Genomic DNA, 18941 nt, shown 5'->3' on the forward strand with positions numbered 1-18941 from the left:
ATAAAACGATGAAAAATTATTTCAATACCCTCTCATTACGTGAACAATTGGCTCAATTGGGACAGTGCCGATTTATGGAAGCTTCCGAATTTCAGGATGGCATTAAAGCCCTCGAGAACAAAAAAGTGGTCATTGTAGGATGCGGTGCCCAAGGCCTGAATCAAGGAATGAACATGCGCGACTCTGGCCTGGATGTTTCCTATGCGCTCCGTGCTTCTTCCATTGCAGAAAAAAGACCTTCCTATCAAAACGCAACGAACAATGGATTTGAAGTGGGAACCTATGAAGAATTAATTCCCTCGGCCGATTTGGTTTGTAATCTAACACCGGATAAGCAACATACGAGTGTGGTGAATGCCGTAATGCCGCTTATGAAACAAGGCGCCACATTGTCCTACTCACATGGCTTCAATATTGTGGAAGAAGGCATGCAGGTGCGTGAAGATATTACCGTAATCATGGTGGCTCCCAAATGTCCCGGAAGTGAAGTGCGCGAAGAATACAAACGAGGATTTGGAGTGCCAACTTTGATTGCTGTACATCCACAGAACGATCCTGAAGGAAAAGGATGGGATCAAGCCAAAGCCTACGCCTTTGCCACAGGAGGGCATAGAGCGGGTGTTTTGGAATCATCCTTCGTGGCTGAGGTAAAGAGCGATCTTATGGGAGAGCAGACCATTCTATGTGGCGTGTTGCAAACAGCATCGATCCTTTGTTTTGATAAAATGGTAGCCTTGGGAGTGGAAAAGGGATATGCTGCTAAGCTCATTCAGTATGGTTGGGAAACCATTACCGAAGCCCTAAAACATGGAGGAATTACCCACATGATGGATCGTCTTTCCAATGGAGCGAAGATAAGAGCCTATCAACTTTCGGAAGAGTTACGAACCTTACTTACGCCATTGTTTGAAAAGCATATGGACGATATCATAAGCGGAAGATTTTCTTCTGGAATGATGGCCGATTGGGCCAATGACGATGCCGATTTATTACGTTGGAGAGCTGCTACGGCAGAAACGGCTTTCGAAAAGACAGAAATCACCGCTGAACATATTTCAGAACAAACCTATTTCGATCATGGTACTTTGATGGTCGCCTTTGTGAAGGCGGGTGTAGAATTGGCTTTCGATACCATGGTAGCTTCCGGAATCATTGCAGAATCGGCCTACTACGAGTCGTTACACGAATTACCGCTTATTGCAAATACAGTAGCCCGCAAGAAGCTCTACGAGATGAACAGGATCATTTCCGATACCGCAGAATACGGTTGCTATTTATTCGATCATGCTGCCAAACCATTGTTGGCCGAATTCATGGAGCAAATCAGTTTAGAAGATATAGGTAGGGATCGTGATGCTGAAAATATCGATAATGTGGAGCTTATTGAAGTGAATGAAGCCATTGCGTCTCATGAGATCGAAACTGTAGGCAAGACATTGAGAAGTGCTATGACCAATATGAAGGCGATCAACATCGCTGCTCAGGAAGAACTGGTTGCTGTTGGCTAATGGAAGTCGTTTCTATATATCGACCTACAGTTACCGCTGTAGAAGAGGCAGCTTCTTTATTGGAGGGCGTAGTGGTAAAAACACCACTACTGAAAAGCCAACGACACTCCCGCTTGTTCGGGGGTGACGTGTATCTGAAACGGGAAGACCTTCAGCCTGTCCGATCCTATAAAATCCGTGGAGCCTATCATAAAATGGCCACTTTGGTAGGATTGGAACGGGAACAGGGTGTCATCTGTGCCAGTGCTGGGAATCATGCCCAAGGGGTGGCCTTGTCCTGTAAATTGCTCAAAGTAAAAGGAACCATTTATATGCCCGCTACCACACCCATGCAGAAGATTGAGCAGGTCCAGCATTTTGGTGAAGGGTACGTAGAAGTTTGTCTCGAAGGGGATACCTTCGATGATGCGTACGGAGCAGCAATGCTCGTTTCAAAGGCAGAGAAAAAGACATTCATCCATCCGTTTGATGATGAAAAGGTGATTGAAGGCCAGGGTACTATTGGATTGGAGATTTTAGAGCAATCGTCGGAGCCCTTGGACTATGTCTTTGTACCTGTCGGCGGTGGCGGATTGGCTGCAGGATTGAGCAGTGTTTTTCAACAATTGTCACCTTCAACCAAAATCATTGGGGTAGAACCGGAAGGTGCTCCTGCCATGAAAAGATCGATAGAGCAGGGAAAGAATGTGTATTTACCGCAGATCGAAAAATTTGTGGACGGTGCTGCAGTAAAGCAGGTGGGAGAACGAAACTTTCAGATATGTAAGGATACCTTACATGAAGTGATTACGGTTCCCGAAGGAAAGATTTGTGAAACCTTGTTGGAATTGTACAACAAGGATGGCATTATCGTAGAACCAGCGGGAGCATTGAGTGTGGCTGCCTTAGACTACTATTCCGAAGAAATTAAAGGGAAAAAGGTGGCCTGTGTGGTCAGTGGTAGTAATAACGATATTACTCGAACCGCTGAAATTAAAGAAAGGGCCTTGCTCTATGCCAACGTGAAACATTATTTCATAGTGAAGTTTCCACAACGAGCAGGTGCTTTGCGACAATTCCTTACGCAGGTGTTGGGTCCGGAGGATGATATTACCTATTTCGAGTATACTAAGAAGACAAATCGGTCTACCGGTTCGGCGGTGGTAGGGTTGGAGTTGAAGTCACCCGAAGATTTTGAACCCTTGGTAGCGCGCATGAAAGCCCATCAATTTTATCAGGATTATCTAAACGACAAGCCCGAATTGTTCCAGTTTTTGGTATGATTTAGAAATATTCGAAAAATAACCCACGAAATTTTGATTTCTAAAATTCTTTTCAAACATTTGTATGGAACAATGAAGCATATCATTACAAATACCACCACGACAACTACCGGCACTAGCTGACGGCAGGGATGGTATTGTTTTATATAACAAAATAGAAGGCCTTCCCGAAACGGAAGGCTTTTTTTATGCCATAAAAGAAACTAAATGATGAATCAACAACATATACAATCATGGAAGTACTAAAGTTTGGGGGGACTTCAGTCGCCAATTCGGAAAACATCCAAAAGGTGATCGCTATTTTGGAAGCGAAAAGCAAGGACAAAGCCCTTGTGGTAGTGGTTTCCGCATTGGGAGGTATCACCGATACCTTATTTCAAGCCGGTGAAAAGGCCAATGCCAAGGATGAAGATTACAAAGAAGTATTAAGGCAGATAAAGGATCGGCATTTGCGAACGGCCAACGAATTGGGATTGAGCTACGATGCGCAGGAACGTTTGCAAGAGCTGTTGAAAGATTTACAAACTATCGTGCAAGGGATTTATCTCATCAATGAGTTTTCAGATAAAACCAAGGACAAGGTGTTGAGTTTTGGAGAAGTGCTTTCTTCCTATATGATTTCGGAAGCTTTGAAGGCGAAAGTGCCAGCTTCTCAATTAAAGGACAGTCGGGAATTGATCGTAACCGATTCCCACTTCACGCAGGCCCAAGTCCAAACCGAAACGACTGAAAAGAACATTCAGGCGTTCTTCAAAAACAGTAATGCAAGAGTTACCATCATGCCGGGTTTTGTTTCCCTAAATGAAGCTGGTGATGCTACTACCTTGGGTCGCGGAGGTTCCGACTATACAGCAGCCATCCTGGCTGCCGCATTAAATGCTTCGGTTTTGGAAATCTGGACCGATGTAAGCGGAATGTTCACCGCCAATCCTAAATGGGTAAAGCAAGCATTCCCCATCAAAAAACTATCCTATCCAGAGGCAATGGAATTGTCCCACTTCGGAGCCAAGGTTCTGTATCCACCTACTATTCGTCCTGTATTGGAACAGAAAATCCCGATCATCATTAAAAACACTTTCGATCCGGATGCTGTTGGAACGTATATTCATGATGAAGTGCAAAGTCAAAATGGCCCCGTAAAAGGAATCAGTCATTTGCCAGATATTGCCTTGCTCACCTTAGAAGGCAATGGCATGGTTGGCATTCCTGGCATTTCCCGACGCTTATTCGAAGCGCTTTCTTCTGTTAAGGTGAACGTCGTTATGATCACCCAAGCTTCTTCAGAGCATTCTATTTGCTTGGCCATTAAAAGCGAGGATGTCACTACTGCTTCCGAGGCAATTAATGGCGAATTTGCCTATGAAATTTCCTTAGGCACTATCGATCCTATCATTTCCGAGGATGACCATGCGATCATCTCGGTAATTGGGGATGGCCTAAAAAATTATCAAGGCGTAAGTGGAAAAATGTTCAGTTCCTTAGGCAAGAACAATGTGAATATCCGGGCCATTGCTCAAGGAGCTTCCGAGCGGAATATATCGGCCGTTATTGCCCGGCGTGACGTGAAGAAAGCATTGAATACCCTTCATTACCGCTTTTTTGAACGCCAAGTGAAGTCCTTGAATCTATTCATTGTTGGAGTTGGGAATGTGGGACATCGTCTATTGGCGCAGATAAAACAGCAACAGGAATATCTGTATGAGCATTTGTTTTTGAATTTGAAAGTGACCGGATTGAGCAATTCCCGAAAAATGGTCTTTAATGAGGCGGGAATCGATCTTTCCCAATGGGAATCCTTGTTGAACGATGGAGAAACCAAGAGTGAAGAGGCTTGGCAAGCGAGTATTCGGGAAATGAACTTACGAAACAGTGTGTTTGTAGATATTACGGCTAATGCAGATGTGGCGGCTAGTTATGACTTTTATTTGAAGGAAAGTATCGCCATTGTAGCCTGTAATAAGATTGCCTGTTCTTCAGAATATACTAAGTATCAGGAATTGAAGGAGCTTTCTAGAAAGTACAATGCTCCTTTTTTGTTTGAAACCAATGTAGGAGCGGGATTGCCAGTGATCAATACCTTGAAAAACTTGATCAATTCGGGAGATAAAATAACTTCTATTCAAGCCGTATTATCGGGTAGTCTCAATTTTGTATTCAATAATTTTTCTTCAGACAATACCTTTTATGATATTGTAAAACAAGCCCAGGATGAAGGCTACACCGAACCAGACCCAAGAATTGATTTGAGTGGGGTAGATGTGGCCCGAAAGATATTGATCTTGGCTCGAGAGAGTGGAAATGAAATCGATTTGGAAGACATAGAAAACACCTCCTTTCTTCCAAAAGCTTCTAATGAAGCCGATTCAGTAAACGACTTCTATGAAACCTTGAAGGACGAGGCTAAACATTTTGATGTGCTGTTCGAGAAAGCCAATAGTCAAGGAAAACGATTGAAGTATGTGGCGCAATTCAATAATGGAAAGGCTTCTGTTGGATTGAAAGAAGTTGCGCTGGAAAGCCCTTTCTATAATTTAGACGGAAAAGATAATATTGTCCTGTTTTATACCGAACGTTATGCCGATCAGCCACTCATTATCAAAGGAGCAGGAGCAGGGGCCGATGTAACGGCTTCGGGATTGTTTGGGGATATCATCAGTTTAGGAAAGAAATAATATGGAACGATTACACATATTTTCACCAGCCACGGTGGCTAATGTTTCTTGCGGATTCGATGCTATGGGATTTGCCTTGCAACAATTGGGGGATGAAATGACATTTCAGAAAACCTCAGATAAAGGCGAAGTAGTCATTACTAAGATTGAAGGAGCCAAACTTCCTTTTGAAACCGAAAGGAATGCGGCTGGCTTTGTCGCCCAAAAGATGTTGGAAGATGCCAAGGCCGACTTCGGTTTGGAAATTGAAATAATAAAGAAATACAAACCCGGAAGCGGATTGGGAAGCAGTGCCGCTAGCAGTGCAGGATCGGCCTATGCGGTAAATCAGTTTTTAGATGGAAAATTTTCGCAATTAGAATTGGTAAAATACGGGATGCTAGGAGAAGAAGTGGCCTGCGGTGCACAAATTGCGGATAATGTTTCGGCTGCGTTGTATGGCGGATTCGTACTTATTCGCAGTTATGACCCTTTGGAGATTGTTTCCATTCCTACACCGGAGGATTTGTTCGTAACTGTCTTACATCCTCAAATAGAACTGAAAACCGAGGACGGACGCAATGTGCTGCCCAAAAAGGTACCACTAAAAGATGCTGTGAAACAATGGTCCAATGTAGGAGGATTAATCAGTGGATTGTATACCAGCGATTATGAATTGATCGGTCGTTCGTTAGAAGATATCATCGTAGAACCTGCACGTAAGTTATTTATTCCCCATTTCGATGCGGTAAAGGAAGCGGCTGTCGCCAGTGGAGCGGTAGGCGCCGGAATTTCAGGCTCAGGGCCATCCATTTTTGCTTTGTCCAAAGGAAAGGAACAGGCGCAGAAGACAGCTCATTTTATGGACGAAGTTTACAAAGGCAAAGGAATAGAGTATAACATTTATGTTTCCAGTATCGGAAACCAAGGAACCAGAATTATCTAACCATGATATATTACAGCTTAAATCATAATGCACCTAAAGTCAGTTTTCGGGAAGCCGTTGTAAACGGTTTGGCTCCCGATAAAGGATTGTATTTTCCGTCGGAGATCAAGTCTTTGCCTGATGCCTTTTTTGAAAAGATCGAGGAAATGGACCATGCGGAAATAGCTTTTGAAGCCATTAAACAATTTGTTGGTGAAGACATTCCTGAAAATGATTTAAAAGACATCGTTCGTGAGGTGCTTTCTTTCGATTTTCCAGTAAACGAAGTAGAAGAGAGGGTTCATGTTTTGGAACTCTATCACGGTCCCACGTTGGCATTCAAGGACGTTGGAGCACGTTTTATGGCCCGTTGCTTGGGATATTTCAATAAAAACAAGGACACTCGAGAAAAAGTGACGGTTTTGGTAGCCACTTCTGGGGATACGGGAGGCGCTGTAGCCAGCGGATTCTATGAAGTGGAAGGTGTAGAAGTGGTGATCTTGTATCCCAGTGGAAAGGTGAGCGATATTCAGGAAAAGCAGTTGACCACTTTAGGCAAGAATATTTCTGCTATTGAAGTGGAAGGAACCTTTGACGACTGTCAGGCCATGGTGAAAAAGGCCTTTCTGGATCGTGAGTTTGAAGGCAAGCGAACTCTGACTTCGGCTAATTCCATCAATGTGGCTCGATGGCTACCACAGATGTTCTATTACTTCTTTGCTTATAAGACGTTGAAGTCGCAAGGAAGAGACATCGTATTTTCAGTACCTAGCGGTAATTTCGGAAATATCTGTGCTGGGATGATGGCTCAAAAATTAGGGCTGCCAGTGCATCATTTCGTGACGGGTACCAATGCCAACAAAATCGTTCCGGACTACTTAAAAACGGGCAATTATATTACTCAACCTTCTGTAGCAACCATTTCCAATGCCATGGATGTGGGTGCGCCGAGTAACTTTGTTCGTATTCAACAGATTTACGATAATGACTTAGAGACACTACGATCCCATCTTTCGGGATATAGCTATTCTGATGATGAAACCCGGGAAGCCATGCAGTACCTTTTCAAAAGTCATGATTATATCGCCGATCCTCATGGAGCCATAGGGTATTTGGCACTGAAGGAATTTTTGCAAGAAAATGATAATTCGATAGGCGTATTTCTAGAAACGGCACATCCGGTAAAGTTCTTGGATGTCATTCCTGAGAACATCGCTTCTCAGATTCAATTACCCGAACCGATCCAAGCGTTGTTGCATAAAGAAAAAAAGGCCGAGAAAATCTCGACCTATCAACAATTAAAAAGATGGTTAATACTTAACTAACAAAACTTAACTTATCTATTGTAATCTAAATTATCGTAGACTGACCTAAGTGAATATTGGTAAAGTTGAGGTTGGAATCATCGGGATTCAGGAGGTAATCTTCAATAAAATCACCTACGCGATCTGTGGTAATATTTACATTCCCGGGATTTAGATCGGGCGTAGTAATATCTAATTCCAATGCTTTTTCCACGGCATCCGTAATTAAGCTGGCCTCTTCGTGCAATCCGAAATGTTCTAACAACATTCCAGCACTCAAAATGGAAGCGATAGGATTGGCTATTCCTTTTCCAGCACCTTGGGGGAAAGAACCGTGAATGGGCTCAAAGAGGCCAATGTCCCCACCAATGGAGGCAGAAGCCAATAGGCCTATAGATCCTCCAATGACACTGGCTTCATCACTAATAATATCACCAAACATATTTCCTGTTAGGATCACATCGAATTGCTTCGGGTTTAATATCAATTGCATAGCGGCGTTGTCCACAAACAGGAAGTCCAGCTCCACATCGGGATATTCAGTTCCTATTTCGGTCACTACTTTACGCCAAAGGCGTGAACTTTCTAATACATTGGCTTTGTCTACCAAGGTTACTTTCTTCTTGCGACCTAGAGCCGCTTTAAAAGCTAAATGAGTAATGCGTTCAATTTCTTCGCGAGTGTAGAGACAAAGATCGGAGGCTTCGGTGCCTTCCTTGTTTTGCTTCTTTTCTCCGAAGTAGATACCACCCGTTAATTCCCGATAGATACTAATGTCTGTACCTTTAATATTTTCCACTTTAAGCGGAGATTTATCCAGCAAGGTATCATAGGCTTTTACAGGCCGAATGTTGGCAAAAAGCCCTAATTCCTTACGTAATTTGAGCAATCCTTGTTCAGGACGAACGGGTGCCGAAGGATCGTTATCGTATTTGGGATCCCCAATGGATCCAAATAAAATAGCATCACTTGCCTTACAAAGCGCCAAGGTTTCATCGGGTAGAGGCGATCCAGTTTTATCTATGGCAATGGCCCCAACGGGAGCTGATCTAAATACAAACTCATGATCGAATGTCAAGGCAATGGCCTTTAAGGCTTTGATAGATTGTTGGGTTACTTCGGGCCCAATTCCGTCTCCTGCTAATACTGCAATGTTTAGTTTCATGCTACTATTTTAATGTGTTTAGGGCCTTGCGGCTTCAAATGCTTCTATTTTGTCCAATTTGCTCAGTAGGAAATCGATGTCGTCGTATCCATTGAGCAAACACGTTTTTTTATAAGGGTCTATGTCGAAGGTTTCTTCAAGTTCATCTTCCACCGAAATGACTTGGTTTTCCAAATCGACCGTTATTTGGGTATTGGGATTGCTTTTAATGATGGAAAACAGTTCCTGAAGGAATTCTTCAGAAACCTGTACGGGTAGCAGTCCATTGTTCAGTGCATTACCTTTAAAGATATCGGCAAAGAAACTGGAAACTACTACGCGGAATCCATATCCCACCAAGGCCCAAGCAGCATGCTCTCGGCTTGATCCGCAACCGAAGTTGGTTCCGGCTACTAGGATGCTTCCGGTATATTTTGAATCGTTCAGTACGAAAGATTCATTGATGCTTTCATCTTTATGGAAGCGCCAATCCCGAAATACATTATCGCCAAATCCTTTTTTATCGGTCGCCTTCAAAAAACGGGCAGGAATGATCTGATCAGTATCTACATGCTCAATTTCCAATGGAATGGCGGTCGATGTAAGTGTGTTGAATTTTTCCATTAGTTCAATTGTTTTGTAATGTCCACAATCTTTCCTTCTATTGCTGTTGCAGCTGCTACCAAGGGACTTGCCAAGATGGTTCGTGCTCCCTGTCCTTGTCTTCCTTCAAAATTTCTGTTAGACGTTGAGACGCAATACTCGCCTGCTGGAATCTTATCGTCGTTCATGGCTAGACAAGCCGAACATCCAGGTTGGCGTAATTGAAATCCGGCGTCTTCAAAAATGTCACGTAGTCCTTCATCTATAATCTGCGCTTCTACTTGCTTGCTTCCCGGAACCAACCAAGCCGTCACATTTTCTGCTTTTTGTTTTCCTTTTATGAAAGAGGCAGCTACGCGAAAATCTTCTATTCGCGAGTTGGTGCAGCTTCCAATGAATACATAATTAATGGGTGTATCCAGTAACTGTCCGCCCGCTTCAAATCCCATATAGGCCAAGGATTTTTGGAAGGAAGCATCTTTTTGTTCAGGAATGTGTTCGTTGATTTTTATGCCCATGCCCGGATTGGTTCCGTAGGTCACCATGGGTAGAATATCCTGGGCATCGAACACATATTCTTTATCAAATTTGGCACCTTCATCGGTTGGTAAGGTCTTCCAATAAGCAATTTTCACTTCCAAGGCTTCACCCTTCGGAGCGAACTTGCGTCCTTTTACATATTCGAAAGTGGTTTCGTCGGGCGCAATCATTCCGCCACGAGCTCCCATTTCAATGCTCATATTGCATACGGTCATACGCCCCTCCATGCTCATGTTTTCGAAAACATCTCCCGCATATTCACAGAAATATCCAGTACCGGCATTGGTGCCGATCTGGGAAATGATATAAAGGATCACATCTTTGGGCAATACACCATTTTTAAGGGTTCCGTTTACCGTAACCCGCATTTTTTTAGGTTTCTTCAGCAATAAGCATTGACTGGCAAATACCTGTGCCACCTGACTCGTCCCGATACCAAAGGCAATACTGCCAAAGGCACCGTGGGTTGAGGTGTGGCTGTCCCCACAAACCATTGTCATTCCCGGTCGTGTAATACCCAATTCGGGAGCCATTACGTGGACAATTCCGTTGTATTGATGTCCCAATTCGTAAAGGGTAATACCATTCTTTTCACAGTTTTTGGAGAGTTGTTCCAACTGGTGTCTGGACAATGGGTCCTTTACGGGCTTATCTTGATCTAAGGTAGGCGTGTTATGATCGGCCGTGGCGACAATCTGCTCTGGCCTTAAAATAGGAATCCCACGCTCTTCCAATGCTTGGAAGGCCTGCGGGCTGGTTACCTCATGGATGAGGTGTTGGTCTATATATAGCATCTGGGGGCCATTTTCTATGGCATCTACTACATGGGCATCCCAGACCTTATCGAACAAAGTTTTCTTCATAGCTATAAGCTTCTCGAACGTTTAAGCGCTAAGTTCTTGGAAAATGTTAGAAGTTTCAATGATTTCGTGAATGTCATCGTCCGCAATTTCCTTCTTGCGATCGGCAAAATTCAAGAAATTCTCATACACCTCGTCCAATTGTAATTTGGTCAATTCATATCCTACTTTTCGAGCGCGGTAGGCCAAAGCAGCACGTCCACTTCTAGCGGTAAGTACAATGGCCGATTCGGTAACGCCCACACTTTTCGGATCGATGATCTCGTAGGTTTCACGATTCTTAATCACTCCATCCTGGTGAATCCCCGAACTGTGTGCAAAGGCATTGGATCCTACAATGGCTTTATTGGGCTGGGTGTAAATTCCCATATGCTTGGAAACCATTTGACTGGTTTCATACAGCAATTGGGTTTGTACGTTGGTATGAAGGTCTAAGTAAGGATGTTGTTTTAGGATCATTACGACCTCTTCCAATGCGGTATTTCCTGCCCGTTCCCCTATACCATTAATGGTGCATTCTATCTGTCTTGCACCATGAATGGCTCCTTCTATGGAGTTGGCCGTGGCCAATCCTAGGTCGTTATGACAATGGCAGGAAAGAATAGCCTTTTCTATGCCCTTCACGTTTTCCTTGAGGTACTTTATTTTGGCTCCGTATTCACTCGGAAGACAATACCCTGTGGTGTCCGGAATGTTCAGAACGGTGGCTCCACCTTTAATGGCGGCTTCGCACACTCTTGCGAGGTATTCATTCTCCGTACGGCCTGCATCTTCGGCATAAAATTCGACATCCTCTACAAAGGTTTTGGCATATCGTACGGCTTCGAAGGCGCGTTCTATGATTTCCTGCCTAGTAGATTTGAATTTGTGCTTTATGTGCGAATCCGAAGTTCCGATCCCGGTATGGATTCTTGGTTTTTTCGCCTTTTTCAGTGCTTCCGCAGCTGTTTCTATGTCTTTCCGCACCGCACGTGTCAGTCCACATACAGTGGCATTTTGTACTACTTCGGAAACGGCCTGAACACTTTTAAAGTCGCCAGGACTGGAAATTGGAAACCCAGCCTCGATCACGTCAACACCCAACAAATCCAGCTGTTGTGCGATGATGATTTTTTGATCTGTATTCAGTTTACAACCGGGAACCTGTTCTCCGTCGCGAAGTGTCGTATCGAAAATTTGAATTTGTTGTTTCGACATTTTTGAAGGATAATTTTCTATTTGTAGTACGAATTTATATTTTGGATTACTGAAGGCGGGATTTTTACGGTTTCGGTTTACGGTGTTAAAAGCACAATTATTTTTTGTAAATAACTGAAAATTAATTAGTTGAATAATATTTTTCTGCTATGCCCAAAACCCAAAAAGATAATTTGTTCGATCTGGTAAAATCTTTATCCAAATCTGAAAAACGGCAATTCAAATTGTATGTGGGTCGATTGGGAGTGAATGAGGATGCCAAATTCATGCGGCTTTTTCAGATCCTAGAGAAGCAAACCACCTATAACGAGGCCCAGATTTTGAAAAGCGGCACCATCACCAAAAATCAGCTTTCTAACATCAAAGCCCATTTGTACAAACAGCTTTTGGTAAGCCTTCGCTTAAATCCTTCGCACCAGAACGTTCGGATTCATCTCAGGGAACAATTAGATTTCGCTACGATCCTATATCATAAAGGACTTTACAATCAGAGTTTGAAGATTTTAGATCGTGCCAAGAACCTGGCACTTCAAAATGAAGAAAAGAACATTGCCTACGAGATCATTGAGTTGGAAAAGGTGATAGAATCACAGTATATCACCCGTAGCATTAGCAACCGTGCCGATCAACTTACCATAGAAGCACGGGATGTAAGTCAACTGAATGTAATCGCCAGTAAATTGAGTAACCTTTCCCTGCAACTATACGGCATTTTCCTGAAGAAAGGCTATGTAAAGAACGACGAAGAATACAAGATCATCACCCAGTATTTTCATGATCGCATGCCTAAATTCGATGTGGAGCAATTAGGGTTTCGGGAAAAGTTATGGTTGAACAAAGCATATCTCTGGTATAGTTTCCTGATTCAGGATTTCAGATCTTGTTATAAGTATTCTTTGAAATGGACCGAGCTTTTCCATAGCCATCCCGAAATGATCACTTTGAATCCCGTTTTCTATTTACGCGGAATGCAATATCTGTTAGAGGCCTTGTTCTATATCAAGGACATTGGCCGATTTAAGGAAACGTTGGAAAAGCTAGAAATGGCGGTCGCTTCGGATTCCTTTCCCAAAAGCGAGAACATAGAAAGTCTTATCTTTTTACATCTGTATTCGCATAAGATCAACCTTCATTTTATGGAAGGTAAATTTGAAGAGGGATTACCCTTGGTAAAGGAAGTTTTAGAAGGCATCGACGAACATCGGGATACGATTGACGAGCACCATATTATGATTTTGTACTACAAGATTGCCTGCTTGTACTTTGGTGCTGGACGCAATAAAATGTGCATAGAATACCTTCAGAAAATCATTTGCAACAAGTCCCTTCAAATGAGGGAAGATTTACTGTGTTTTTCCCGAATTCTCAACCTCGTGGCGCACTATGAAGCAGGAGAAGATTATCATTTGGAGCGCCTCATAAAGAGTACCTATAAATTCCTTATTAAGATGGAAGATTTGTATCAGGTTCAGAAGGAAATGATACGATTTTTGAGAGGACTGGGCGATATTTATCCACATCAGTTGAAGAATGAATTCCAAAAATTATACGATCAATTGAAGCAATATGAAGACGATCCTTACGAACGTCGCAGCTTCCTGTACCTCGATATTTTATCGTGGTTGGAGAGCCATATCACGGGCAAATCCATCCCCGAAATTATTCAGGGAAAAGCCATGGCCGTGAAATAAAATTTCAAAAAAAATTTGGAGAATTCAATTTTGTGTCGCAATCTTTGTACACACAAAGTTCAAATCTTTATTGAAATGTTATCAAGAAAGGTGGAGGGATTAGACCCTTTGAAGCCTTAGCAACCCTTAGCTTGCGATTATCCAATCAAAAACTAAGAAGGTGCTACATTCTACGCCAGAATTTCTGGGGATAGATAACGCAAGACCCATGTCCTTCCGATTTGGGTCCTATTTTCTTAATAACATTTTTCTATTAAAGTTCGTCTCAAGACGCATTTTGACTTTTTGGTTTAATCAATTTATTAACTCAAAAAAATTAGAAAAATGAGTGCTACAAAAATTATCCATTCCATCCCAAGCGATCCGCTAACAGGAGCCATCAGCGTACCGGTGTATCAAACCTCGACCTTTATTCAAGAGGCTCCGGGTGTAAACAAGGGATACGACTATGCAAGAAGTAACAATCCTACACGGGCAACCCTCGAAAACGTGGTGGCCCAATTGGAAGGAGGCGACGGGGCTTTTGCCTTTGCCACAGGATTGGCGGCCATAGATGCCGTTTTAAAACAACTATCGGCTGGCGACGAAATTGTGGCCGTAGACGATATCTACGGTGGCGCTTACCGATTGTTTACCCACGTGTACGAGAAATTGGGAATATCTATCAAGTATGTGGATACCACCGATGCCGAAAACGTTGCCAATGCCGTGAGCAGTAAAACCAAATTCATTTGGATCGAATCGCCTACCAACCCAACGTTGAAGGTTTCGGATATTTCAGCTATATCCGAGATCGCCAAAAGTGTAGGCGCCTTATTGGTTGTAGACAACACCTTTGCCAGCCCCATTGCCCAACAACCCCTTTCACTAGGAGCAGACATCATTATTCATAGTGGAACCAAATACATTGGAGGACATAGTGATTTGGTTGCAGGATTGGTAGTGACCAAGACTCCAGAACTTTCAGAAAAGATCAAGTTCATTCAGAATGCGTCCGGTGGAATTTTGGGCCCATGGGATTGTTTCTTGACGATTCGCGGTATTGAAACTTTGGAGATTCGCTACAAACGACAGTGCGAAAACGCTCAGAAAGTGGCTGAATACCTTCAGCAACATGAAGCGGTAGCGGAAGTATATTTCCCTGGATTGGTTTCACATAAAAATCATGAGATTGCCAAGCGCCAGCAAAATGGGCTGTTCGGAGGCATCGTGTCCTTTACGTTGAAAGATGATACGGTAGAGGCGGCCAATGCTTTTGTCACGTCTACGGAATATTTCAAATTGGCCGAAAGTTTGGGGGGCGTAAAAAGTTTGTTGTGTCACCCTCCCCAAATGACACATGCCTCTGTACCCAGGGAAAGGAGATTGGAAGCTGGGATCAAGGATTCACTCGTTAGACTGTCCTGCGGTATCGAAGATGCTGTAGACCTCATTTTGGATTTGGAAAAGGCCTTCGAAATTGCTTCGAAGTCTAAACAAGTTGAACTCGTTTAATTCCCGGATCATGAGCGCACAGACAGAAGAGATCGTAAAGTCGAAGATCGACTTAAAACAGATTCAGAAAAAGAAAATAAACATCGCCATCTTTGGTCATGGGAACGTAGGAGGGAAGTTGGTCGATCAGATCATTGCCGAAAAAGCAGAGATTTCCAGAAGGAGAAATTTGGAGATCAACGTATTCGCAGTGGCTAATTCTTCCACCGTGCTACTTCAGAAGGAAGGAGTTACCGCCCAATGGAAATATGACAAGCTGGAACAGGGGGAAGCCTATCCCGTTTCCAAAATCATCAACTTTGCCCAAGAGCATAAATTGGAGAATCTTGTTGCGGTAGACAATACTCCGAGCAAGGATTTTGTGGAAAATTATCCGTTGTTCATTCAGAATGGATTTCACTTGGTGTCTTCCAATAAAATCGGAAATACCAAATCCTTGGATTTTTACAATGACCTACGAAAGGAATTGAACCGTTATGACAAGGAGTATTTGTACGAAACCAATGTAGGAGCGGGCTTACCGTTGATAGATACCATTAAGTTATTACACCTTTCCGGGGAAAATATTACGCGAATTAAGGGTGTGTTTTCGGGATCGCTGAGCTATATCTTCAATATTTTTTCTGAAGAAGAAGTGCCTTTCAGCAAGGTGATACACAGTGCTATTTCCAACGGATTAACCGAACCTGACCCAAGAGAAGATCTTTGTGGCAACGATGTGGGAAGAAAATTGCTAATTTTGGCGCGTGAATTGGATTTGCATAATGAATTGGAAGATGTTTCCATTCAGAATCTGATCCCAAAAGAGTTACGAAATGTTTCTAAAGAAGACTTTTTGGAACGAATTGGGGAATTGGACGTGCCATTTCACATAAAGAAAAAGAACCAAGCCAAAGATCATGTGCTGCGCTATGTTGGCGATCTGCACGGAGACCTATCCGAAGACGATGGGGCCAAATTGGATGTACAATTGGTGTCGGTTCCTAAAAATTCGGTGTTGGGGCAATTAAAGGGAAGCGATTCCCTCTTCGAGATCTATACTGAAAATTACGGAACCAGTCCTATCGTAATTCAAGGTGCAGGCGCGGGAGCAGACGTAACCGCACGTGGTGTATTTGGCGATATATTACGATTAAGCGATAAATTAAATTAAATGACGAAAGATTTGGGAAAAGTAGCCATCATTGGATGTGGAAACCTTGGGAAATCCATTCTCAACGGTTTGTTGGAAGGGGAAACGTTTGCAGCGGAACAATTGATAGCTACCAAGCGCAATTTAGCGAGTTTACAGGAGTATGAAGAAAAGGGAGTAACCATTACTTCCGATAATGGAAAAGCGATTGCCGATTCCCAATTGGTAGTGCTGGCCTTAAAGCCGCACCAGATGCTGCCTTTTTTGAAAGAATTCGAGGAGGTCTTTACCAAAGATCACATTGTAGTTTCCTTGGCCACAGGAATCACCATAGCGCAGTTGGAGTCGGGCCTTAAAGAACCGGGAACGGTCTTTAGGGCCATGCCCAATACGGCGACCACTATTTTAGAATCCATTACTTGTGTATGTGCCAATAACGATAATGAAGCGCATAAGAAATTAGTCACCACACTTTTCGACGAATTGGGTGAGACGGTTTTCATTAATGAAGATTTAATGGAGTCGGCTACGGTGTTGGGAGCTTGTGGAATTGCCTTTGTGCTTCGGTTTATTAGAGCCATGGTGCAAGGGGGAATTCAGATTGGATTTAGTGCCGAAGTGGCTGGTAAGATTGTGAATCAGACGGTAAAGGGTGCTGCAGAATTATTGATGCAAAATGGGGAACATCCCGAATTTGAAATCGATAAGGTAACGACCCCAAGGGGTTGTACCATCGCTGGATTGAATGAAATGGAACACAATGGATTTAGCTCGGCCCTTATCAAAGGAATCGTAGCTTCCTATCAAAAGATTGAAAAGTAGTAAATATGAAAGTAATACTGGACCGAATTAATGACGATTACCTTTTCGAAGGAAAAGGGAAAACCGGAGTCCCCATCCGAATAGACAACACCTCCCAAGAAGGAGCGGCGGGAGCAAGTCCTATGGAACTCCTGTTAATGGGAGTAGGAGGGTGTAGCGCCATCGATGTCATTGCCATTCTTAAGAAACAGAAGCAGGAAATTACTGGCTATCATATGGAAGTAGAAGGGTTCCGAAAAGAAGTAAAACAGGCCAAGCCGTTCGAATCTATTGTGGTACGGATTTTCTTAGAAGGTAATATAGATCCCAAGAAAGCAAAGCGCGCTGGAGAGCTTAGTTTCGACAAGTATTGTTCGGTATCCATAACCCTAGAGGGTAGCGTGAGTGTTTCTCACGAAATTCTCATAAATGGGGAATCCATTGATTAGTTTTCTAGTATATTTATCGAGTAAATAGACCAAATATGTTATCCCGCAAAACAAAATACGGACTTAAAGCATTAAGTTTTTTAGCCAAACAAGAAGATGAAAAACCGGTTCAGATCTCGGTGATTTCGGAAGCAGAGAATATCTCCCAGAAGTTTTTGGAGAGTATTCTGCTTAGTATGCGGAAGACGGGATTTCTAGGTTCCAAAAAAGGAAAAGGAGGCGGTTACTATCTCTTGAAGAAGCCGGAGGAAATTTCCATAGCCGCTGTATACCGTATTTTGGAAGGTCCCATTGCTATGGTGCCCTGTGTGAGCCTAAACTTTTACGAAAAGTGCCACGACTGTCCGGACGAGCATCAATGTAGCGTGCATAGATTAATGGTACAGGTACGCGACAATACACTTTCTATCCTAGAAAATACCACCCTAGAAGACTTCGTTAAGGAGAATTAATGGATTTCCCTTGCTCATTAAATGTAAGATTGTATTTTTGTTTATCCTATTAAGTCGATAGGAATAATATAATATGAAAAAAATCACACCTCAAAACCTGAGTCTATTCAACCGCAACCTACGTCATGAATCCCCTAACGACATAGTTGATTTTGCCCTAGAGATTTCCGAAAACCCCATCGTCACCACTAGTTTTGGAGCCTATTCTGCCGCTATTTTGCATGCCTGTACACAAAACAGACCCGAAATTCCAGTGATTTGGTGCGATACGGGCTATAATACACCTGCCACATATCATCATGTACAGACGCTTACAGAACGTCTACAATTAAACCTAGATATTTTCACCCCCAAGTTGACCACAGCCTTTTTGGATCATACCTTGGGCCGACCCGAATGGGACAATCCCAATCATGATCTTTTTTCAGAACAAGTAAAACTGGAACCTTTTAAACGGGCAATCGAGCAGTATAAACCTGATGTTTGGTTCAGTAATGTTCGAAAGGGGCAGACCCAATTTCGTGACTCGTTGGATATATTAAGCCTTACCGAAACAGGAATCCTTAAAGTGAGTCCTTTTTATAATTACAGCGACGACGAGGTAACCGCTTACATTAAAAAACATCAACTCCCATTGGAATTCGACTATTTCGATCCCGTAAAGGCGCTTTCTCATAGGGAATGCGGCATACATTTGGGAAAATAATGGACATAGGGTTGCGTATAACAATTTTATGCCTTTACTTTGTCCACAGTTCATTAAAAGACTGATTTGTTATCAAGAAAGGTGGAGGGAATAGACCCTTTGAAACCTTAGCAACCCTTAGTTCACGCTGATTCTTATCAGTATCTAAGAAGGTGCTACATTCTATCCCGCTGTGGGAATAGATAACGCAAAACCAATTTCCCTTTATTTTTTCTTGATGGC

15 protein-coding genes, 1 pseudogene and 2 riboswitches are annotated in these 18941 nt (G+C 42.9%); of the genes and pseudogenes, 12 read left to right on the forward strand and 4 right to left on the reverse strand.

The annotated features are described in order from the left end of the window. Nucleotides 1–8: 8 nt before the first annotated feature. The 5 genes from ilvC (at nt 9) to thrC (ending at nt 7671) form a co-directional block, all read left to right on the forward strand. Nucleotides 9–1508 carry a ketol-acid reductoisomerase gene (ilvC, locus tag POV27_RS03710; RefSeq protein WP_272861380.1) on the forward strand — a complete coding sequence of 500 codons (1500 nt, stop codon included), beginning with the start codon at nt 9–11 and terminating at the stop codon, nt 1506–1508. After that, nucleotides 1508–2770 (forward strand): threonine ammonia-lyase IlvA, encoded by a 1263-nt coding sequence (gene ilvA, locus POV27_RS03715; RefSeq protein WP_272861381.1) that lies wholly within the window; start codon nt 1508–1510, stop codon nt 2768–2770. The genes ilvC and ilvA overlap by 1 nt, the downstream gene beginning before the upstream one ends. A 233-nt stretch (nt 2771–3003) precedes the next feature. Then, on the forward strand, nt 3004–5442 hold the full coding sequence (thrA, locus tag POV27_RS03720) for a bifunctional aspartate kinase/homoserine dehydrogenase I (protein ID WP_272861382.1): 2439 nt from the start codon (nt 3004–3006) through the stop codon (nt 5440–5442). 1 nt (nt 5443) lies between these two features. Then, on the forward strand, nt 5444–6367 hold the full coding sequence (locus tag POV27_RS03725; RefSeq protein WP_272861383.1) for a homoserine kinase: 924 nt from the start codon (nt 5444–5446) through the stop codon (nt 6365–6367). A 2-nt stretch (nt 6368–6369) separates the two neighbouring features. Beyond that, nucleotides 6370–7671, forward strand: a complete 1302-nt coding sequence (gene thrC, locus POV27_RS03730; protein WP_272861384.1) for a threonine synthase — start codon at nt 6370–6372, stop codon at nt 7669–7671. A 25-nt stretch (nt 7672–7696) separates the two neighbouring features. Here thrC and leuB read toward each other — a convergent pair whose 3' ends face one another. The 4 genes from leuB to POV27_RS03750 are packed head-to-tail and all read right to left on the reverse strand — an operon-like array spanning nt 7697 to nt 11994. Next, complete coding sequence (leuB, locus tag POV27_RS03735) at nt 7697–8815, reverse strand: 3-isopropylmalate dehydrogenase (protein WP_272861385.1); 1119 nt, start codon at nt 8813–8815, stop codon at nt 7697–7699. Nucleotides 8816–8833: 18 nt separating this feature from the next. After that, complete coding sequence (gene leuD, locus POV27_RS03740; RefSeq protein WP_272861386.1) at nt 8834–9418, reverse strand: 3-isopropylmalate dehydratase small subunit; 585 nt, start codon at nt 9416–9418, stop codon at nt 8834–8836. After that, nucleotides 9418–10800, reverse strand: coding sequence for a 3-isopropylmalate dehydratase large subunit (gene leuC / locus POV27_RS03745; RefSeq protein ID WP_272861387.1), 1383 nt, complete (start codon nt 10798–10800; stop codon nt 9418–9420). The genes leuD and leuC overlap by 1 nt, the downstream gene beginning before the upstream one ends. Nucleotides 10801–10821: 21 nt before the next feature. Then, a complete protein-coding gene (locus POV27_RS03750; protein WP_272861388.1) occupies nt 10822–11994 on the reverse strand; it encodes a 2-isopropylmalate synthase in 1173 nt (390 codons plus the stop codon). 149 nt (nt 11995–12143) lie between these two features. On the opposite strand from POV27_RS03750, the gene POV27_RS03755 reads away from it, so the two are divergent. From POV27_RS03755 to POV27_RS03785, 7 genes and pseudogenes are all read left to right on the forward strand, one after another. Further along, entirely contained in the window at nt 12144–13685 is a 1542-nt protein-coding gene (locus POV27_RS03755) for a hypothetical protein (protein ID WP_272861389.1), read from the forward strand. A gap of 75 nt (nt 13686–13760) precedes the next feature. After that, nucleotides 13761–13886: riboswitch (SAM riboswitch) on the forward strand. A gap of 123 nt (nt 13887–14009) precedes the next feature. Next, nucleotides 14010–15179 (forward strand): trans-sulfuration enzyme family protein, encoded by a 1170-nt coding sequence (locus tag POV27_RS03760; RefSeq protein ID WP_272861390.1) that lies wholly within the window; start codon nt 14010–14012, stop codon nt 15177–15179. Between the two features lie 70 nt (nt 15180–15249). Further along, nucleotides 15250–16332, forward strand: a pseudogene (locus tag POV27_RS03765) (homoserine dehydrogenase family protein); the annotation flags it as partial. Next, the gene (gene proC, locus POV27_RS03770) at nt 16333–17133 is read left to right on the forward strand and encodes a pyrroline-5-carboxylate reductase (RefSeq protein ID WP_272861391.1); all 801 of its coding nucleotides are present in this window, start codon (nt 16333–16335) and stop codon (nt 17131–17133) included. It begins immediately after the preceding pseudogene. A 5-nt stretch (nt 17134–17138) separates the two neighbouring features. Further along, nucleotides 17139–17561 carry an OsmC family protein gene (locus POV27_RS03775; RefSeq protein ID WP_272861392.1) on the forward strand — a complete coding sequence of 141 codons (423 nt, stop codon included), beginning with the start codon at nt 17139–17141 and terminating at the stop codon, nt 17559–17561. Between the two features lie 35 nt (nt 17562–17596). Then, nucleotides 17597–18013: an RrF2 family transcriptional regulator gene (locus POV27_RS03780; protein WP_272861393.1), complete on the forward strand. Its 417-nt coding sequence runs from the start codon at nt 17597–17599 to the stop codon at nt 18011–18013. 73 nt (nt 18014–18086) lie between these two features. Further along, nucleotides 18087–18719, forward strand: coding sequence for a phosphoadenosine phosphosulfate reductase domain-containing protein (locus tag POV27_RS03785; RefSeq protein ID WP_272861394.1), 633 nt, complete (start codon nt 18087–18089; stop codon nt 18717–18719). A gap of 66 nt (nt 18720–18785) precedes the next feature. Further along, nucleotides 18786–18908, forward strand: a riboswitch (SAM riboswitch). Nucleotides 18909–18941: the final 33 nt, after the last annotated feature.

This window comes from Aureisphaera galaxeae, assembly GCF_028561275.1.
GTDB lineage: Bacteria > Bacteroidota > Bacteroidia > Flavobacteriales > Flavobacteriaceae > Aureisphaera > Aureisphaera galaxeae.